The 16731-nt window shown below is 68.1% G+C and carries 18 protein-coding genes and 1 tRNA gene; 15 read left to right on the plus strand and 4 right to left on the minus strand.

Going from position 1 to position 16731, the window contains the following annotated elements:
• The first annotated feature begins 184 nt into the window (after positions 1-184).
• Both lplT and C7444_RS08845 read left to right on the plus strand, forming a co-directional pair.
• Entirely contained in the window at positions 185-1462 is a 1278-nt protein-coding gene (gene lplT, locus C7444_RS08840; RefSeq protein ID WP_110400476.1) for a lysophospholipid transporter LplT, read from the plus strand.
• 14 nt (positions 1463-1476) lie between these two features.
• Complete coding sequence (locus tag C7444_RS08845) at positions 1477-2370, plus strand: DMT family transporter (RefSeq protein WP_110400525.1); 894 nt, start codon at positions 1477-1479, stop codon at positions 2368-2370.
• A 19-nt stretch (positions 2371-2389) separates the two neighbouring features.
• Here the strand turns inward: C7444_RS08845 and C7444_RS08850 are convergent, their stop codons facing one another.
• A complete protein-coding gene (locus C7444_RS08850; RefSeq protein WP_110400477.1) occupies positions 2390-3283 on the minus strand; it encodes a response regulator in 894 nt (297 codons plus the stop codon).
• Positions 3284-3411: 128 nt separating this feature from the next.
• Here C7444_RS08850 and C7444_RS08855 point away from each other — a divergent pair, with 128 nt between their 5' ends.
• The gene (locus C7444_RS08855) at positions 3412-4608 is read left to right on the plus strand and encodes an amino acid aminotransferase (protein ID WP_110400478.1); all 1197 of its coding nucleotides are present in this window, start codon (positions 3412-3414) and stop codon (positions 4606-4608) included.
• 89 nt (positions 4609-4697) lie between these two features.
• On the opposite strand, the gene mscL is transcribed toward C7444_RS08855, so the two are convergent.
• Positions 4698-5120 carry a large conductance mechanosensitive channel protein MscL gene (gene mscL, locus C7444_RS08860; protein ID WP_110400479.1) on the minus strand — a complete coding sequence of 141 codons (423 nt, stop codon included), beginning with the start codon at positions 5118-5120 and terminating at the stop codon, positions 4698-4700.
• 251 nt (positions 5121-5371) lie between these two features.
• On the opposite strand from mscL, the gene petA reads away from it, so the two are divergent.
• The 7 genes from petA (at position 5372) to C7444_RS08895 (ending at position 10109) form a co-directional block, all read left to right on the plus strand.
• Positions 5372-5968 (plus strand): ubiquinol-cytochrome c reductase iron-sulfur subunit, encoded by a 597-nt coding sequence (gene petA / locus C7444_RS08865; RefSeq protein WP_110400480.1) that lies wholly within the window; start codon positions 5372-5374, stop codon positions 5966-5968.
• Positions 5969-5986: 18 nt separating this feature from the next.
• On the plus strand, positions 5987-7387 hold the full coding sequence (locus tag C7444_RS08870; protein WP_110400481.1) for a cytochrome b: 1401 nt from the start codon (positions 5987-5989) through the stop codon (positions 7385-7387).
• A gap of 31 nt (positions 7388-7418) precedes the next feature.
• A complete protein-coding gene (locus tag C7444_RS08875; RefSeq protein ID WP_110400482.1) occupies positions 7419-8201 on the plus strand; it encodes a cytochrome c1 in 783 nt (260 codons plus the stop codon).
• A 111-nt stretch (positions 8202-8312) separates the two neighbouring features.
• Entirely contained in the window at positions 8313-8927 is a 615-nt protein-coding gene (locus C7444_RS08880; RefSeq protein ID WP_110400483.1) for a glutathione S-transferase N-terminal domain-containing protein, read from the plus strand.
• A 9-nt stretch (positions 8928-8936) separates the two neighbouring features.
• Positions 8937-9500 (plus strand): ClpXP protease specificity-enhancing factor, encoded by a 564-nt coding sequence (locus tag C7444_RS08885; RefSeq protein ID WP_110400484.1) that lies wholly within the window; start codon positions 8937-8939, stop codon positions 9498-9500.
• A gap of 66 nt (positions 9501-9566) precedes the next feature.
• A tRNA-Thr gene (locus tag C7444_RS08890) sits at positions 9567-9642 on the plus strand.
• Positions 9643-9719: 77 nt separating this feature from the next.
• Positions 9720-10109: a YbaN family protein gene (locus tag C7444_RS08895; protein WP_110400485.1), complete on the plus strand. Its 390-nt coding sequence runs from the start codon at positions 9720-9722 to the stop codon at positions 10107-10109.
• A 26-nt stretch (positions 10110-10135) separates the two neighbouring features.
• On the opposite strand, the gene dinB is transcribed toward C7444_RS08895, so the two are convergent.
• Entirely contained in the window at positions 10136-11488 is a 1353-nt protein-coding gene (gene dinB, locus C7444_RS08900) for a DNA polymerase IV (RefSeq protein ID WP_110400486.1), read from the minus strand.
• 63 nt (positions 11489-11551) lie between these two features.
• Here dinB and tldD point away from each other — a divergent pair, with 63 nt between their 5' ends.
• The 3 genes from tldD (at position 11552) to C7444_RS08915 (ending at position 14738) form a co-directional block, all read left to right on the plus strand.
• Positions 11552-13015, plus strand: a complete 1464-nt coding sequence (tldD, locus tag C7444_RS08905; protein ID WP_110400487.1) for a metalloprotease TldD — start codon at positions 11552-11554, stop codon at positions 13013-13015.
• A gap of 230 nt (positions 13016-13245) precedes the next feature.
• Positions 13246-14367 carry a 3-deoxy-7-phosphoheptulonate synthase gene (locus tag C7444_RS08910; RefSeq protein ID WP_110400488.1) on the plus strand — a complete coding sequence of 374 codons (1122 nt, stop codon included), beginning with the start codon at positions 13246-13248 and terminating at the stop codon, positions 14365-14367.
• Positions 14368-14429: 62 nt separating this feature from the next.
• Entirely contained in the window at positions 14430-14738 is a 309-nt protein-coding gene (locus C7444_RS08915) for a hypothetical protein (RefSeq protein WP_110400489.1), read from the plus strand.
• A gap of 31 nt (positions 14739-14769) precedes the next feature.
• On the opposite strand, the gene C7444_RS08920 is transcribed toward C7444_RS08915, so the two are convergent.
• On the minus strand, positions 14770-15345 hold the full coding sequence (locus C7444_RS08920; RefSeq protein ID WP_110400490.1) for a cob(I)yrinic acid a,c-diamide adenosyltransferase: 576 nt from the start codon (positions 15343-15345) through the stop codon (positions 14770-14772).
• Positions 15346-15406: 61 nt separating this feature from the next.
• Here C7444_RS08920 and C7444_RS08925 point away from each other — a divergent pair, with 61 nt between their 5' ends.
• Together C7444_RS08925 and C7444_RS08930 are read left to right on the plus strand one after the other, a co-directional pair.
• Positions 15407-16153, plus strand: coding sequence for a UPF0149 family protein (locus C7444_RS08925; RefSeq protein WP_110400491.1), 747 nt, complete (start codon positions 15407-15409; stop codon positions 16151-16153).
• Positions 16154-16247: 94 nt separating this feature from the next.
• A complete protein-coding gene (locus tag C7444_RS08930) occupies positions 16248-16670 on the plus strand; it encodes a universal stress protein (RefSeq protein WP_110400492.1) in 423 nt (140 codons plus the stop codon).
• Positions 16671-16731 lie beyond the last annotated feature (61 nt).

Consider the following 16731-nt stretch of genomic DNA (forward strand, 5'->3'; position numbering starts at 1 on the left):
CGGGTAGACCCGGATCGACGGGTGATGCCGCGCACGCCGGGTCCGGTGATACGGGGCTTTCCCCTCCCCCGGGTGCGGCGCCGGTCGGCCGGGGCGGCGAAAGCGCGTGCTATAACCCCGCCGCGCCCGGAGCCCTCGTCGCATCGATGCTGGGGCCGGGGTGATGTTCCTCTCTGAGCCGCGGATGAAAAAAGGTTTCTTCACCATCATGTCAGCGCAGTTCTTCAGCTCGCTGGCAGACAACGCCTTGTTTGTCGCAGCGGTCGAACTGCTCCGCACGTCGGGGGCCGACGAGTGGCAGCGTGCGGCGCTGGTGCCGATGTTCGCGCTGTTCTACGTCATCCTGGCGCCGTTCGTCGGGGCCTTCGCCGACGCGGTGCCCAAGGGCAAGGTCATGTTCTTCTCCAACAGCATCAAGGTGGTGGGCTGCCTGATGATGCTGTTCGGCACCCACCCGCTGCTGTCCTACGCCATCGTGGGCCTGGGGGCGGCGGCCTACTCGCCGGCCAAGTACGGCATCCTCACCGAGCTGCTGCCGCCGTCGCAGCTGGTCAAGGCCAACGGCTGGATCGAGGGCCTGACGATCGCCTCGATCATCCTGGGCGTGCTGCTGGGCGGCCAGCTGGTGGGCCCGCACGCGTCGCAGTGGCTGCTGGGCGTGGACCTGCCGGGGGTCGACCTGGGCATCGACAGCCCGGCCGAGGCGGCCATCGCCAGCCTGGTGTCGCTCTACGTGATCGCCGCGGTCTTCAACCTGCGCATCCCGCGCACCGACGCGCCGCTGCAGTTCCTGTCGCTGCAGCCGCTGACGCTGATCAACGACTTCCGCCACTGCAACGCCCGCCTGTGGGAAGACAAGCTGGGCCAGATCTCGCTGGCCACGACGACGCTGTTCTGGGGCGTGTCGGGCAATCTGCGCTACATCGTGCTGGCCTGGGCCGCGGCGGCCCTGGGCTATGGCACGACCCAGGCCTCGTCGCTGGTGGGGGTCGTGGCCGTCGGCACGGCGGTCGGCGCGGTCGTCGCGTCGGTGGCGATGAAGCTCGACCGGGCGACCTCGGTGATTCCGCTGGGCATCATGATGGGTCTGCTGGTCATCGTGATGAACGTCATCAGCAACGTCTGGGTGGCTGCTCCCTTCCTGATCCTGCTGGGGGGGGTCGGCGGTTACCTGGTGGTGCCGATGAACGCGCTGCTGCAGCACCGCGGTCACAACCTGATGGGCGCCGGGCGCTCGATCGCCGTGCAGAACTTCAACGAGCAGGCCTGCATCCTCGCGCTGGGCGCGCTCTACAGCGGCCTGACCAAGGTGGGGCTGTCGGCCTTCGGCGCGATCACGATCTTCGGCCTGCTGGTGGCCGGCACGATGTGGCTGATCCGCCGCTGGCACCAGAACAACACCGTGGTGCACAAGGCCGAGGTCGACCGCCTGCTGCAGCTCGCCCGCGACGAGGGGCACTGACCCCGATGGGCCCGATGGTTCGTGCCGGCCGCGGGCTGGCGGTGCTGGCGCTGCTGTTCAACGCGGCGACCTGGGGCGTGTCGTGGTGGCCGTTCCGCTCGCTGATGCAGCTGGGCCTGCACCCGCTGTGGGCGACCACGCTGGTGTTCGCCGCGGCGGTGCTGGTCTTCTCGTTCTGGCAGCCCTCGGCCTGGCGCCACTTGCTGGCGTCGCCCTCGCTGTGGGTCATCGCGCTGGCCTCCGGCGCCACCAACGCGGCTTTCAACTGGGGCGTGACGATCGGCGAGGTCGCGCGTGTCGTGCTGCTGTTCTACCTGATGCCGCTGTGGGCGATGCTGCTGGCCTGGTGGCTGCTCGGCGAGCGCCCGCACGCCGGGATCGGCCTGCGCCTGCTGCTGTCGGTGGGCGGCGCGGCCGTCGTGCTGCTCGGGGACGGGGACGGACCGGCACGCGGGCTGTCGCTGGCCGATGGCCTGGGCGTGCTCGGCGGCATGACGTTCGCGCTCAACAACGTCATGCTGCGCCGGGCGACGGACCGGCCGGAATCGAGCCGTGCGCTGGCCATGTTCGTCGGCGGCTGCGTCACCTGCCTGGGGGTGGCCGCATCCGGCTCGTCCGGCGCGCTGGGCCTGGCCGAGCCGATGCACTGGCCGCCCGAGCCGGCGCTGGGCTGGCTGCTGCCGGTGGCCGGCCTGTCGCTGCTGTTCATGCTGTCGAACCTGGCGCTGCAGTACGGCGCCTCGCGCCTGTCGGCCAACGTCACTGCGGTGGTCATGCCCACCGAGGTGCTCTTCGCCTCGTGCTCCGCGCTGTGGATCGCCGGCGAGCCGTGGTCGCCCGCGCTGATGCTGGGCGGGGCGATGATCCTGGCCGCGACCCTGCTCGCCGCCTGGCAGGATCGGGCCTGAGGGCCGGCCCCGGCGCGCTTCAGCAGGGCATCGGCGCGGTCGGCTCGAACACCCGCTCGAAGGTCGAGTCGTGGCGGGCCAGCAGCTGCTGCAGGTCGGATGCCTCCAGCGGCACCGGCAGGTAGGCGTCGCAGCCGGCGAAGGTCGCCCGGATGCGGCTGATCGCGCCGGACTGGCTCGACAGCACCACCAGCACCGGGGCGCGGGCGCCCGACGTCCCGTGGGCCTGCTGGTGGCTGCGGCGCAGCCGCCGCGCGATGTGCAGGCTGTTCAGGCCGTTGCGGTCGATGCCCAGGAAGATGAAGGCGAAGGACTGCTGGCGTGCGCAGACCAGGGCCTCGTCGGCGGTGGTGGCCAGCGTGATGCGGTAGCCGAAGCGGCTCAGGCTGGGGCGCAGCATGCTGCGTTCGGCCGGGCTGCTGGTGACCACCAGCACGTCGTCCAGTCGCGCCTCGCTCTCGAGCAGCACCGAGTTGCTGAAGCCCGAGCTGCTGTGGAAGTCCTGGACGCTCAGGTCCTCCTGGGCCATCTGGCGCATGTGGGCGCTGGGGCGTGCCGGGGGGCGGGCGCTGCTGGTGCGGCGCCGCTCGATGTGCTCCAGCGCCCGGCGGATCTGCATCACGTCGATCGGGCGGGACAGGTGGGCCGCGCAGCTCGAGGGCACCGAGCCGCCGCCGACGAACAGCGTGTCGCGCACCCGGCCGGCCCGGCCGATGGTGTAGAGCGCCTGCGCCGCATCGGCGTTGGCGATGATCAGCTCGCAGCCCTCCAGCGTGTCGACCAGCTGGTAGTCGTGCATCGGGCCGCCGGCGAGCCGGAAGTAGCTGTCCAGCGTCGCCCTCTCGAACTCGCTGAAACCATGCAGGCAGACACGGCGGCTGCGGTGGGCGTGGAAGAGTGAGGACACAGGCATGCAAAATTGTTGAATCTGGCCGCCCTGGGGTCAAGGCGCCGGCCACCCCCATTGCAGGGTGGCGTGGGGCTGCAACAGGGGGCCCGGGCGGCCGGACCTGATAATTGCGTTCCTGATCAGGAGCTGTCATGTTCGAACACGTCGATGCCTACGCTGGCGACCCCATCCTCACGCTCAACGAGAATTTCCAGAAGGACCCGCGCCAGGGCAAGATCAACCTGTCCATCGGCATCTATTTCGACGACGCCGGCCGGCTGCCGGTGATGGCGGCCGTGCGCGAGGCCGAATCGCGCATGCTGCAGTCCATCGGCCCGCGCGGCTACCTGCCGATGACCGGCGCGGCCAACCTGCGCGAGCAGATCCAGCAGCTGCTGTTCGGCGCCGGACACGAGGCCGTCACCAGCGGGCGGGCCGTCACGATCCAGACGCTGGGCGGCTCCGGCGCGCTCAAGGTCGGTGCCGACTTCCTGAAGAAGTACTTCCCCGCCTCCGGCGTCTGGGTCAGCGACCCGACCTGGGACAACCACCGCGCGATCTTCGAAGGCGCCGGCTTCGCCGTCGACACCTATCCCTACTACGACCCGGTGGGCGGCGGACTGAAGTTCGACGCGATGCTGGAGACGGTGCGCGGCCTGCCGCGGCGCAGCATCGTGCTGCTGCATGCCTGCTGCCACAACCCGACGGGGGTGGACCTCAGTGCGGCGCAGTGGGCGGCGCTGATCCCGGTGCTGGTCGAGCGGGAGCTGATCCCCTTCGTCGACATCGCCTACCAGGGCTTCGGCGATGGCGTGAACGAGGACGCGTTCGCGCTGCGTGCGCTGGCCGACGCCGGCCTGGCGTTCTTGGTGGCCAACAGCTTCTCGAAGAGCTTCTCGCTCTATGGCGAGCGGGTAGGCGGCCTCAGCGTGGTCAGCCCGACGCTGGCCGAGGCGCAGCTGGTGATCGGCCAGCTGCAGGTCGCGGTGCGCAAGAACTACTCGAGCCCGCCGACCCACGGCGGCCAGATCGTCGCCCGCGTGCTGGCCGACGCCGGCCTGCACGCCTCGTGGAGCGCCGAGCTGGGCGAGATGCGCAGCCGCATCCAGGCCATGCGCCAGCGCCTGCACGCGGTGCTCAGCGCGCGGGTGCCGGGCCGTGACTTCAGCTACTTCGTCACCCAGCGCGGCATGTTCAGCTACACCGGCCTGAGCGCGCAGCAGGTCGATGTGCTGCGCGAGGAGTTCGGCGTCTACCTGGTGCGCTCGGGTCGCATGTGCGTGGCCGGGCTCAACAGCGGCAACGTCGAGGCGACCGCCGAGGCGATGGCCAAGGTGCTGTCCCGCTGAGCACGCCGGCCGGCGGCCGCTGAAAGCGGGAAGGCGACCCTCGGGTCGCCTTCTTCATGGTGGTGTGGCCGGGCTGCGGCCGCGGCGCGTCAGCGCTTGCCCAGGGCGTCGCGGATCTCGCGCAGCAGCACGATGTCCTCGGCCGGCGGCGCGGGCGGGGCCGGCGGCGCCGCGGGTTCCTCGCGCCTCATGCGGTTCATCGCCTTGACCATCGTGAAGATGATGAACGCCAGGATGACGAAGTTCAGCGCGATGGTGATGAAGTTGCCATAGGCCAGCACCGCGCCGGCCTTCTTGGCCTCGACCAGCGTGGTGGCCGTCTGGCCGGCCAGCGCAATGAAGTAGTTGCTGAAGTCCAGTCCACCGAAGATCTTGCTGACGATCGGCATGATCACGTCGCCGACCAGCGAGTCGACGATCTTGCCGAAGGCGCCGCCGATGATCACGCCGACGGCGAGATCCATCACGTTGCCCTTGAGGGTGAATTCCTTGAATTCGCTCATCATTCCCATGGGGTACTCCTCGATTTCGTTGGTGGTTGGGCGCCCGGGAGCGCCCGGGCAGCACCTTGGCGGTGCGTGGTGTGCAGTATTCATCAGGTCTTGCTGCTGTCAACCTTACAGCGGATGTTGTTTTTTGGGCTGTGCGAGCGGTGCCGCACAGGCTCCGGGAGGTCGGGTCGGGGCAAAACCCGGTGTTCACTCGGCTAGAATCGCGGGTTGCCTACCTTCAAGACCGGATCATCTTTTCCCCGAGGATTCACATGAGTGACCAGCAAGTCGACCAGGCGAAGCGGACGTGGTTGATCGCGTCGGGCTGTGCCGGCGGTGTCGGTGTTATCGCGACCGCAGTGCCTTTCGTCAGCACATTCACCCCGTCCGAGCGGGCCAAGGCGGCCGGTGCTCCGGTGGAAGTCGATGTCAGCGGCATCAAGCCGGGTGAAAAGATCACCGTCGAATGGCGCGGCAAGCCGGTGTGGATCGTGCGTCGCACCCCCGAGATGATCGCGTCGCTGAAGAAGACCGATCCTCAGGTGGTGGACCCGAACTCCGAGCGCACCGCCTACCCGATCCCCGACTACGCGAAGAACGAGCACCGCTCGATCAAGCCGGAGTACCTGGTCGTGCTGGGCATCTGCACGCACCTGGGCTGCTCGCCTTCGGACAAGCTCCAGGCCGGCCCGCAGCCGTCCCTGCCGGACGACTGGCAAGGCGGCTTCCTGTGCCCCTGCCATGGATCCACCTTCGACATCGCCGGTCGCGTGTTCAAGAACAAGCCCGCGCCCGACAACCTCGAGGTGCCGCCCCACATGTTCCTGTCCGACACCAAGCTGATCATTGGTGAAGACAAGAAGGCCTGACCAAGCACCGAGGACATCATGGCTGAATTCAAGGAAGCTCCTGCGAACGCGCCCGCCGCAGTCAAGCTGTTGAACTGGGTGGACAACCGGTTCCCGGCCAGCAAGATGTACAAGGAGCACCTCTCCGAGTACTACGCGCCGAAGAACTTCAACTTCTGGTACTTCTTCGGCTCGCTGGCCCTGCTGGTGCTGGTGATCCAGATCGTCACCGGCATCTTCCTGGTGATGCACTACAAGCCGGACGCGAGCCTCGCGTTCGCTTCGGTCGAATACATCATGCGTGATGTGCCCTGGGGCTGGCTGGTGCGCTACATGCACTCGACCGGCGCCTCGGCCTTCTTCGTGGTGGTCTACCTGCACATGTTCCGTGGCCTGATCTACGGCTCCTACCGCAAGCCGCGCGAGCTGGTGTGGGTGTTCGGCTGCGCGATCTTCCTGGCGCTGATGGCCGAAGCCTTCATGGGCTACCTGCTGCCCTGGGGCCAGATGTCCTTCTGGGGCGCCCAGGTGATCGTGAACCTGTTCGCCGCCGTGCCCTTCGTCGGTCCGGATCTGGCGCTGCTGATCCGTGGTGACTACGTGGTGTCGGACGCCACGCTGAACCGCTTCTTCAGCTTCCACGTCATCGCCGTGCCGCTGGTGCTGATCGGCCTGGTCGTCGCGCACATCATCGCGCTGCACGAAGTGGGCTCGAACAACCCGGACGGTGTCGAGATCAAGGAAAAGAAGGACGCCAAGGGCCGCCCGCTCGACGGCATCCCCTTCCACCCGTACTACACCGTGCACGACGTGCTGGGCGTGTCGGGCTTCCTGATGTGCTTCACCGCGGTGGTCTTCTTCGCGCCGGAGCTGGGGGGCTACTTCCTCGAGTACAACAACTTCATCCCGGCGGACGCGCTGAAGACCCCGCTGCACATCGCTCCGGTGTGGTACTTCACGCCGTTCTACTCGATGCTGCGTGCCACCACCGACGTGATGATCAACGTGCTGTCGGTGATCGTCGGCCTGTCGGCGGTGCTGGTGTTCCTGAAGGGCAAGCTGCCCGGCAAGGCCAAGCTGGCCGTGCTGGTGGGTGCCGTGGTCGCCGTCGGCCTGCTCAAGACCTTCGACGCCAAGTTCTGGGGCGTCGTGGTCATGGGTGGCGCGGTCGTGCTGCTGTTCTTCCTGCCCTGGCTGGACAAGAGCCCGGTCAAGTCGATCCGCTATCGCCCGACCTGGCACAAGGCGCTGTACGGCGTGTTCGTGGTGTTCTTCGTGGTCCTGGGCTACCTGGGCATCCAGCCGCCTTCGGACATCGGCACCCTGATCGCCCAGATCGGCACGCTTTTCTACTTCGGCTTCTTCCTGCTCATGCCGGTCTGGACCCAGCTGGGTGAATTCAAGCCGGTCCCCGACCGCGTGACGTTCTCGGCCCACTGAGCGCAGCGCAAGAGCAAGGAGTCATCACATCATGATCAAGCGCTTCGCACATCTGATCACCAGCCTGGCCCTCGGGCTGGCCCTGATCTCCCCCGTGGCCCACGCCGCGGGCGACACGATCGCCTGGGACAAGTTCCCGGTCGAGAAGGTCAAGGACACGGCCGCCCTGCAGAACGGTGCCAAGCTGTTCGTCAACTACTGCCTCAACTGCCACTCGGCGGCGTTCATGCGCTACAACCGCATGCGCGACATCGGCCTGACCGAAGAGCAGATCAAGGCCAACCTGATGTTCGCGACCACCAAGGTCGGCGACACCATGCAGGCCGCGATCGATCCGAAGCAGGCCAAGGACTGGCTGGGCGCGACCCCGCCGGACCTGACGCTGATCGCCCGCTCGCGTGCCGGTCACCAGGGCAGCGGTGCGGACTACCTCTACACCTACCTGCGCACCTACTACCGCGACGAGACCAAGGCGACGGGCTGGAACAACCTGGCCTTCCCGAGCGTGGGCATGCCGCATGCGCTGTGGGAACTGCAGGGCGTGCGCCGTGCGGTGTATGCCGAGGAGAAGGATGCGCATGACCCGGCCAAGACGGTTCATGTCTTCAAGTCCTTCGAGCAGGTCACCCCGGGCAAGCTGTCGGCCCAGGAGTACGACAATGCCGTGGCCGATCTGGTCGCCTTCCTCCAGTGGATGGGCGAGCCGGCCGCCGGCCTGCGGGTGCAGCTGGGCGTGATCGTGCTGCTGTTCCTGTCGATCCTGACCTTCATCGCCTGGCGCCTGAACGCGGCGTTCTGGAAAGACATCAAGTGATGCTGAAATCGTCGACCTGATCCGGTCGATGGTGGTGCGCAGTGGCGGTTCTCCGCCTCTGCGCCGTTTTGTTTTCAAGACCCAAGACCTATAGAAGGAGCAACCCCAGCCATGATGGTGCTTTACTCTGGGACCACCTGCCCCTACTCGCATCGCTGCCGCTTCGTGCTCTTCGAAAAGGGCATGGACTTCGAGATCCGCGACGTCGACCTGTACGCCAAGCCCGATGACATCGCGCTGATGAACCCGTACAACGAGGTGCCGATCCTCGTCGAGCGCGAGCTCATCCTGTACGAATCGCACATCATCAACGAGTACATCGACGAGCGTTTCCCGCATCCCCAGCTGATGCCGGGAGACCCGGTCGCGCGTGCCCGCGTGCGCCTGTTCCTGTTCAACTTCGAGAAGGAGCTGTTCACGCACGTGAACACGCTCGAAGGTCGCAGCGGCACCAAGGCCGACAACAAGCAGCTCGACAAGGCCCGCTCGCAGATCCGCGACCGCCTGACGCAGCTCGCGCCGATCTTCCAGAAGAACAAGTACATGCTGGGCGACGACTTCTCGATGCTCGACGTGGCCATCGCCCCGCTGCTGTGGCGCCTGGACTACTACGGCATCGACCTGTCGAAGAACGCGGCACCGCTGCTGAAGTACGCCGAGCGCATTTTTTCGCGCCCGGCCTACATCGAGGCACTGACGCCGTCCGAAAAGGTCATGCGCAAGTAAGATCCGAAGATGCCGACGTCCGTCCCGCCCGACACCCAGGGCACCTCTACCCGTCCGTACCTCGTCCGTGCCCTGCACGACTGGTGCACGGACAATGGCTTCACCCCCTACGTGGCGGTGCACGTCGATGCCGGCGTGCGGGTTCCGATGGAGTACGTCAAGAACGGTGAAATCGTGCTGAACGTCGGCTTCGAGGCCACCAGCGGGCTGCGCATCGGCAACGACGTGATCGAGTTCAAGGCCCGCTTCGGCGGGACCTCGCGCGACATCGTCGTGCCGATCGACCATGTCATCGCGATCTATGCCCGCGAGAACGGGCAGGGCATGGCCTTCCCGGCCCCGTCCGATCCGGTGCCCGATGCCGAGCAGGGCGCTCGCCCGCCGGCGTCGGAGCCGGTGGCCGGCTCGAACGTGTCGTCGCTGCCCACCAGCGTGCCGTCGCCCGGACTGCGCCTGGCGCCGGAGCCGGTGGTGTCCGAGGCGACCGACGATGCCGCCCCCGATGATGACGCGCCGACGCCCCCGGCCGGCCCGGCCGCCGGCGGACGCCCTTCGCTCAAGCGCGTGAAATGATGCAGCCGGCGTGAGGGATCGGCTCCGCACGAGCCCGATACAATCACGCCGGTCCAGCCATCCCGTGCCGACTTAGCTCAGTTGGTAGAGCAACTGTCTTGTAAACAGTAGGTCATCCGTTCGATTCGGATAGTCGGCACCAACACCATGCACCTGCCGTGCGCCCTCGTCACCGGGCCCGGTCGGGCACGTCGCCTCCTCCCCCATGAAAGCCTTCGCATGATGGCCTCCCGACGTGCGCAGCTCGTGCGAGGCGGCTGGCTCGTGCTCGGAGGCGTGAGCCTGGTGCTGGGCTTCGTCGGCCTGTTCCTGCCGCTGCTGCCGACCACCCCGTTCGTGCTGCTGGCCGCGGCCTGCTTCTCCCGCGGCAGCGAGCGCTGCGAGCGCTGGCTGCTGGAGCACCCCCGCTTCGGCCCCTCCATCCGTGACTGGCGCGAGCACCGCGCGCTGCCGCTGCGGGCCAAGCAGCTGGCCATCGTGATGATGGCCGTGAGCTGCGTGGCCGCCGCCCTGGTGATGACCCGGCTGCGCTGGCTGCCTGCGCTGGTGTGCCTGGGCGTGGCCTGCTGGCTCTGGCGCCTGCCCACCCGCGAGGCGATCCGCCGCTGAGTGACCCGCGGCACGCCGGGTGGCCTTCAGCGCTGCAGGTCGCTGTCCTCGTCGGCGCCGAACAGCGGCAGGGTGTCCGTGTCGACCCGGGCCCGGGCCGGGCGCGGATGGCGTTCCGGTCCGTGGCCGGGCCTGCTCGATGCGGTGGTTCCGGCCTGGCTGACCGAGGGGGCCGGGATGGCGGTCCGCATCACCATCGGCTGGCCATCGAGCCGCTCCAGATTGCCCACCCGCACGCCCAGCAGGCGCAGGCGCCGGCTCAGCAGGATGCGTTTCAGGCACTGGCCGGCGGCCTCCCGGATGCTGCGTGCATCGGCCGTGGCCGCCTCGAGGGTGTGGTCGCGTGTCACCGTGCGGAAATCGTCGAACCTCAGCTTGATGCCGATCGTGCGGCCCCGGTAGCCCTTGCGCTGCAGGTCCTGCGCGACGCGGGTGCACAGGTCGGTGAAGATCGTGCTCAGCGCAGCCCGGTCGGTCTTCGGGTGCAGGTCGTGCTCGAAGGTGGTCTCGCGGCTGACCGACACCGGCTCGCTGTAGGTGACCACCGGGCGCTCGTCGCGACCGTTGGCGGCGTCGTGCAGCCAGCGCGCCTGCGAGGCGCCGAAGGGGGCGGCCAGCGCGTCCAGGGGCGTGACCGCGAGGTCGCCGATCCGGTGGATGCCCATGGCCTCGAGCCGGGCGCCGGCCTTCGGGCCGACCCCCTGGATGCGCCGCACCGGCAGCGGCCACAGCCGGGTCGGGATCTCGGCCGGGGTCAGCAGCGTCAGCCCGTCGGGCTTGTCGAGGTCGCTGCAGATCTTGGCCAGCAGCTTGTTGCGCGCGATGCCGACCGAGCAGCTCAGCCCGGTGCGCTCGCGCACCAGGTTCTTGATGTCCTGCACCAGCGCCCGTAGGCCGCCCAGCGGGTCGTGCGCCACCGCATCGGCCACGCCGGGCAGGCCGGTGAGCTCGATGTAGATCTCGTCGATGCCACGGTCCTCGATGGCCGGCGCCAGTTCGGCCACCGCCTGCTTGAAGGCCGTCGACAGGCGCCGGTACTCGTCGAAGTCGGCCGGCAGCAGCAGGGCATCGGGGGCGAGCGCGGCGGCCTTCATCAAGCCCATGCCGGAGGACACGCCCCGCGCGCGGGCCTCGTAGGTGGCCGTGGTGACGACGCCGCGGCCGGTGTAGTCGCGCAGGCGCGGCCAGTCGCCCGGGCGGCCCGCGATCACGGCGCGCCGCCCGCCGATGACCAGCGGCTGCCCGCGCAGTTCCGGGCGGCGCAGCAGTTCGACGGACGCGTAGAACGCGTCCATGTCGAGGTGGGCGACCCAGCGGTCGGGCGCCCCGCCGTCCGGTGGTGAGGGTGCTGCATCGCCCGAGGGGCCGAGATCTGCCATGCGTCGATTGTGTCGCGAGTCCCTGTCGCACGGTGCGGGCGATGTCTCCCTAGAATGGTGGCCATGATCTCTCGCGAACCCACCCTCGAACGTCTGGCCATCGCGCGCCAGTTGTTGCTGGAACCCTACGGTCTGGTGGAGTCCCACCTGACGCAGGCCCTCAACGTGATCTCGGCCCACAAGGTCGATGATGCGGACCTGTACTTCCAGTACACCCGCAGCGAGGGCTGGAGCCTGGAGGAGGGCATCGTCAAGAGCGGCAGCTTCAGCATCGACCAGGGCGTGGGCGTGCGTGCCGTGGCCGGCGAGAAGACCGCGTTCGCCTATTCCGACGACATCTCCGAGGCGGCGATCCTCGATGCGGCACGCACCGTGCGAAGCATCGCCTCGGCCGGTCAGAGCCGCCGCATCAAGCTGGACACGCCCCGCAAGGTGGCGTCCAGCCGCGTGCTCTACGCCAGCATGGATCCGATCGCCACGCTCGACAGCACGCGGAAGGTGGCGCTGCTGGAGCGCATCGAGAAGCGCGCCCGTGCCCGCGATCCGCGCATCGTGCAGGTGATGGCCGGCCTGGCCGGCGAGTACGACGTGGTGATGGTCGCGCGGGCCGACGGCACGCTGGCGGCCGACGTGCGTCCGCTGGTGCGTCTGTCGCTGACGGTGATCGCCGAGCAGGGGGGGCGCCGCGAGGTCGGCTCCTCGGGCGGCGGCGGGCGTTTCGGCTTCTCCTACTTCAGCGACGAGGTCATCGAAGGCTATGTGGACCAGGCCGTGCAGATGGCGCTGGTCAACCTCGACAGTCGCCCGGCTCCGGCCGGCGAGATGACCGTGGTGCTCGGCCCGGGCTGGCCCGGCGTGCTGCTGCACGAGGCCGTGGGCCATGGCCTGGAGGGCGACTTCAATCGCAAGGGCTCGAGCACCTTCTCCGGGCGCATCGGTGAGCGGGTGGCGGCCAAGGGCGTGACGGTGCTCGACGACGGCACGATCGCCGATCGCCGCGGCTCGCTCAACGTCGACGACGAAGGCCATGCCAGCCAGCGCAACGTGCTGATCGAGGACGGCATCCTCAAGGGCTACATCCAGGATTCGATGAACGCCCGGCTGATGAAGACCGCACCCACCGGCAACGGCCGGCGCGAGAGCTACGCGCACCTGCCCATGCCGCGCATGACCAACACCTACATGCTGGCGGGCGATCGCTCGCCCGAGGAGATCATCGCCTCGATCGACCGCGGCCTGTATGCGGTCAACTTCGGTGGCGGGCAGGTGGACATCACCAGCGGCAAATTCGTGTTCTCGGGCAGCGAGGCCTACTGGGTCGAGAAGGGCAAGATCCTCTATCCGGTCAAGGGCGCGACCCTGATCGGCAACGGCCCCGACGCGATGACCCGCGTGTCGATGATCGGCAATGACCTGCAGCTCGACAGCGGCGTGGGCACCTGCGGCAAGGAAGGCCAGAGCGTGCCGGTCGGTGTCGGCCAGCCCACGCTGCGCATCGACGGCCTGACGGTCGGCGGGACCGCCTGAGCGATCGTTGCCCCAGCCCCACAGCCATCGGCGACGGGGCGTGCTACAGTGAATCTGTGATCAACGTGAACTTCTTTTTTGCGTACTTCTGGTTCTCGCACCGCACCGGCGGAGGAGAGGCACAGTCGTAGGCAGCAGAAGCCACGCCAGCACCTCAAGAACCGCCGGAGCCTCCGGCGGTTTTTTTTTGCCCATTCCATTCAGACCCACAGCATCCAGGAGCAGAGACGATGAACGCAAAGGCCAGCAACAGCGGCGCGGACGGTTGGTACGGCAGTGTGGACCGCACTTCCCAGACCGACGACGAGAGGATCCATGACGTGACCCCGCTGCCTCCGCCCGAACACCTGATCCGCTTCTTCCCCATCCGGGGCACGCCGATCGAGGCCCTGGTGTCCGACACCCGTCATCGCATCCGCCGCATCATCAACGGCAAGGACGATCGGATGCTGGTGGTGATCGGGCCGTGCTCCATCCACGACCCCGCCGCGGCGGTCGACTACGCCCGCCGCCTGCTGCCGCTGCGTGAGCGTTATGCCGGCACGCTCGAGGTGGTGATGCGGGTCTACTTCGAGAAGCCGCGCACGACCGTGGGCTGGAAGGGCCTGATCAACGACCCCTACCTCGACGAGAGCTACCGCATCGACGAGGGCCTGCGCATCGCCCGCCAGCTGCTGCTCGAGATCAACCGCCTGGGCATGCCGGCCGGCAGCGAGTTCCTCGACGTGATCTCGCCGCAGTACATCGGCGACCTGATCAGCTGGGGCGCCATCGGTGCGCGCACGACCGAGAGCCAGGTGCACCGCGAGCTGGCGTCGGGCATCTCCGCACCGATCGGCTTCAAGAACGGCACCGACGGCAACATCAAGATCGCCACCGACGCGATCCAGGCCGCGGCCCGTCCGCACCACTTCCTGTCGGTGCACAAGAACGGCCAGGTCGCCATCGTCGAGACCAAGGGCAACAAGGACTGCCACGTCATCCTGCGCGGTGGCAAGGCGCCGAACTACGACGCGGTCAGCGTCGCGGCGGCCTGCAAGGAGCTCGAGGCGTCCCGGTTGCACCCGTCGCTGATGGTGGACTTCAGCCACGCCAACAGCAGCAAGCAGCATGAGCGCCAGGTGGTCGTGGCACGTGACATCGCCGAGCAGATCGCCGGGGGTTCACGCTCGGTGTTCGGCGTGATGGTGGAGAGCCACCTGAACGCCGGGGCGCAGAAGTTCACGCCGGGCAAGGACGATCCCGCCCAGCTGGCCTACGGCCAGAGCATCACCGATGCCTGCATCGGCTGGGATCATTCGCTGGAAGTGCTGGAAACCCTGCATCAGGCGGTGAAGGCAAGGCGCGCCTGAGGCGCTAGCATCTTCGGGTCCGGCCGTGCTAGGGGCACGCCGGCTTCACCCGAGGAATCCCGATGCGCAGTGAAATCACCGTCTCGTTCGGCCCGCAGCAGGTCCACCGTCTGCCGGTCGAGGCGCCGATGTCGAGCGAGGCCGCGCGCGCCTGGCTGGACGAGCAGTACGTCGAGATGGACTGCGTGCCCACCCGGGCCTCCGGCAAGGTGCTGGTGGCCGACAAGCTGCTGGCCCTGGCCGATGTCGCCGGCCCCGAGCTCTTCGAGCGCGACCCGGTCTGGTCGGCCGAATACGCCCAGGCCGCCGCCGGCGCCACCGGGCGTGCGCGGGTGCTGGTGGACGTGCTGTCCGGCGCGGTCAGCTACTGACGTGGCGCCGCCGGCCGGCAGGTCTCGGGCCTCAGGCCTGCGACTGCAGCAGCCGTTCGCTGCGCCAGTACACGTCGTCGCCTCCCAGGCCGTCGAGGTTGGCCCGGTTCAGCACGCGCGCCAGCACGAACAGCAGGTCCGACAGGCGGTTGAGGTACTGGCGGGCCAGGTCGCGCACCGGCTCCCGGGCGGCCAGGCCGACCAGCGAGCGCTCGGCGCGGCGAGCGATGGTGCGGCACACATGGGCGATGGCGGCGCTGCGTGTCCCGGCGGGCAGGATGAATTCCTGCAGGCGGGGCAGGTGCGCGTTGTGGTCGGCCAGCGCCTGGTCGAGGCCGACGACGGCATCGGCCTTCAGCAGCTCGTAGCCCGGGATCGACAGCTCGCCGCCCAGGTTGAACAGTTCGTGCTGGATGCGCACGAGCAGGTGGCGCACGTCCTCGGGCAGCGGCTCGGCCAGCAGCACGCCGAGGTTGGAATTGAGTTCGTCCACGTCCCCCATGGCCGCGACGCGCAGGTGGTCCTTGCTGACCCGGGTGCCGTCGCCGAGGCCGGTCGTGCCGTCGTCACCGGTGCGGGTGCTGATTTGTGTGAGTCGATGTCCCATGTTCTCATCCTAGCGCCGGCACAATGCCGTTTTTCGAACCTGATCTTTTGAAGAGACGACCATGAACGCTGCCGCTGACCTGAATGATGCCGAGATCGGTGAACTCGACGACCTTCTGGCGGCCGTGCCTGCGCCGCTGGAGGCGCTGGATGTCGTGATGCTCGACGGTTTCCTGTGCGGGGTGCTGGCCCAGCCGGTGGCCCTCGAGATGTCGCAGTGGCTGCCTGCGGCCTGCGACTGGAACCTGAGCGAAGAGGGCGGGCAGATCCTCGACGCCAACACCCCCGGCTGGCATTCGGCCAAGCAGGAGCGCCTCGAGACGCTGGTGCGCCGCCGTTTCGAGTCCCTGAACCGCTCCCTGGTCGAGGACGGATGGTTCGACCCGGTGATCATGCAACCGCTGGACGAGCAGGGTCAGCCCCTGAGCGGTGCGGCCGAGATCGAAGGGGCGCTGGCGCCCTGGATCGTCGGCTTCGAGCATGCGCTGAACCATTTCCCGGCGCTCGAGGACCTGACGGCCGCCGAGATCCCCGATCTGCTGGCCTGCCTGCGTCGTTACCTGCCGGAGCAGGACGAGGATGAGCAGGCCTACACCAAGGCCCTGAACCTCGAGCATCCGATCAAGTCGCTCGACGCGGCGATCGAGGACCTCGTGGGCAACGTCGTCGAACTGGCCGACATCGGCCGCAACGAACGCCTGAAGGTCACCACGGTGCGCCGCACCGATCCGAAGGTCGGTCGCAACGATCCCTGCCCCTGTGGCAGCGGCCGCAAGTTCAAGCAGTGCCACGGCAAGGAAGGTCAGTGACCTGCCTGGTGATCCGAATTGACGACTGTCAAATCCTGCGGCGTGTCACGTCGGGGATACTGGCGTCGTCGTTCTATACAACGAGGAGCCGCTCATGAAGATCCTGGTCGCCGTCGATGGCAGCGAATTCACCCGCAAGATGGTGGCCTACTGGGCCGCGCACGATGAATGGCTCGGCAAGCAGCACAGCTACACCCTGCTGACGGTCGTGCCGCAGGTGCCGCCCCGGGCCGCCGCGGTGCTCGACCGCGAGCTGCTGCAGGGTTATTACGCCGATGAAGGCGAGGCGGTGTTCAAGACCCTGCGCGAGTTCCTGACCCGCCAGGGCATCGCGGCCACCTACCTGAGCAAGACCGGCCGGGTAGCCGAGGTCATCGCCAAGACCGCCATCGAAGGTGACTTCGACCTGCTGATGATGGGCTCGCACGGCCATTCGCAGCTGGGCGGGCTGGTCATGGGTTCGGTGGCCACGTCGGTGCTGGCCTCGTGCAAGGTGCCGGTCCTGCTGGTGCGCTGAGCGCATGCCCGGCGCCAGGTAAGCTGGCGCCGGCCTTCGCCCTCCCGGGCGTCTTCGCGGA

The sequence above is a fragment of the Sphaerotilus hippei genome (genome assembly GCF_003201595.1).
GTDB classification, from domain to species: domain Bacteria; phylum Pseudomonadota; class Gammaproteobacteria; order Burkholderiales; family Burkholderiaceae_C; genus Sphaerotilus; species Sphaerotilus hippei.

What these genes read in the sequence shown, in the direction of transcription:
- C7444_RS08855 (WP_110400478.1), top strand. Translation starts at nt 3,412, where the DNA reads ATGTTCGAACACGTCGATGCCTACGCTGGCGACCCCATCCTCACGCTC.
- C7444_RS08885 (WP_110400484.1), top strand. Translation starts at nt 8,937, where the DNA reads ATGCCGACGTCCGTCCCGCCCGACACCCAGGGCACCTCTACCCGTCCG.
- C7444_RS08915 (WP_110400489.1), top strand. Translation starts at nt 14,430, where the DNA reads ATGCGCAGTGAAATCACCGTCTCGTTCGGCCCGCAGCAGGTCCACCGT.
- C7444_RS08875 (WP_110400482.1), top strand. Translation starts at nt 7,419, where the DNA reads ATGATCAAGCGCTTCGCACATCTGATCACCAGCCTGGCCCTCGGGCTG.
- C7444_RS08920 (WP_110400490.1), bottom strand. Translation starts at nt 15,345, where the DNA reads ATGGGACATCGACTCACACAAATCAGCACCCGCACCGGTGACGACGGC.
- C7444_RS08910 (WP_110400488.1), top strand. Translation starts at nt 13,246, where the DNA reads ATGAACGCAAAGGCCAGCAACAGCGGCGCGGACGGTTGGTACGGCAGT.
- C7444_RS08870 (WP_110400481.1), top strand. Translation starts at nt 5,987, where the DNA reads ATGGCTGAATTCAAGGAAGCTCCTGCGAACGCGCCCGCCGCAGTCAAG.
- C7444_RS08930 (WP_110400492.1), top strand. Translation starts at nt 16,248, where the DNA reads ATGAAGATCCTGGTCGCCGTCGATGGCAGCGAATTCACCCGCAAGATG.
- C7444_RS08845 (WP_110400525.1), top strand. Translation starts at nt 1,477, where the DNA reads ATGGTTCGTGCCGGCCGCGGGCTGGCGGTGCTGGCGCTGCTGTTCAAC.
- mscL (WP_110400479.1), bottom strand. Translation starts at nt 5,120, where the DNA reads ATGGGAATGATGAGCGAATTCAAGGAATTCACCCTCAAGGGCAACGTG.
- lplT (WP_110400476.1), top strand. Translation starts at nt 185, where the DNA reads ATGAAAAAAGGTTTCTTCACCATCATGTCAGCGCAGTTCTTCAGCTCG.
- C7444_RS08880 (WP_110400483.1), top strand. Translation starts at nt 8,313, where the DNA reads ATGATGGTGCTTTACTCTGGGACCACCTGCCCCTACTCGCATCGCTGC.
- petA (WP_110400480.1), top strand. Translation starts at nt 5,372, where the DNA reads ATGAGTGACCAGCAAGTCGACCAGGCGAAGCGGACGTGGTTGATCGCG.
- C7444_RS08895 (WP_110400485.1), top strand. Translation starts at nt 9,720, where the DNA reads ATGATGGCCTCCCGACGTGCGCAGCTCGTGCGAGGCGGCTGGCTCGTG.
- C7444_RS08850 (WP_110400477.1), bottom strand. Translation starts at nt 3,283, where the DNA reads ATGCCTGTGTCCTCACTCTTCCACGCCCACCGCAGCCGCCGTGTCTGC.
- tldD (WP_110400487.1), top strand. Translation starts at nt 11,552, where the DNA reads ATGATCTCTCGCGAACCCACCCTCGAACGTCTGGCCATCGCGCGCCAG.
- dinB (WP_110400486.1), bottom strand. Translation starts at nt 11,488, where the DNA reads ATGGCAGATCTCGGCCCCTCGGGCGATGCAGCACCCTCACCACCGGAC.
- C7444_RS08925 (WP_110400491.1), top strand. Translation starts at nt 15,407, where the DNA reads ATGAACGCTGCCGCTGACCTGAATGATGCCGAGATCGGTGAACTCGAC.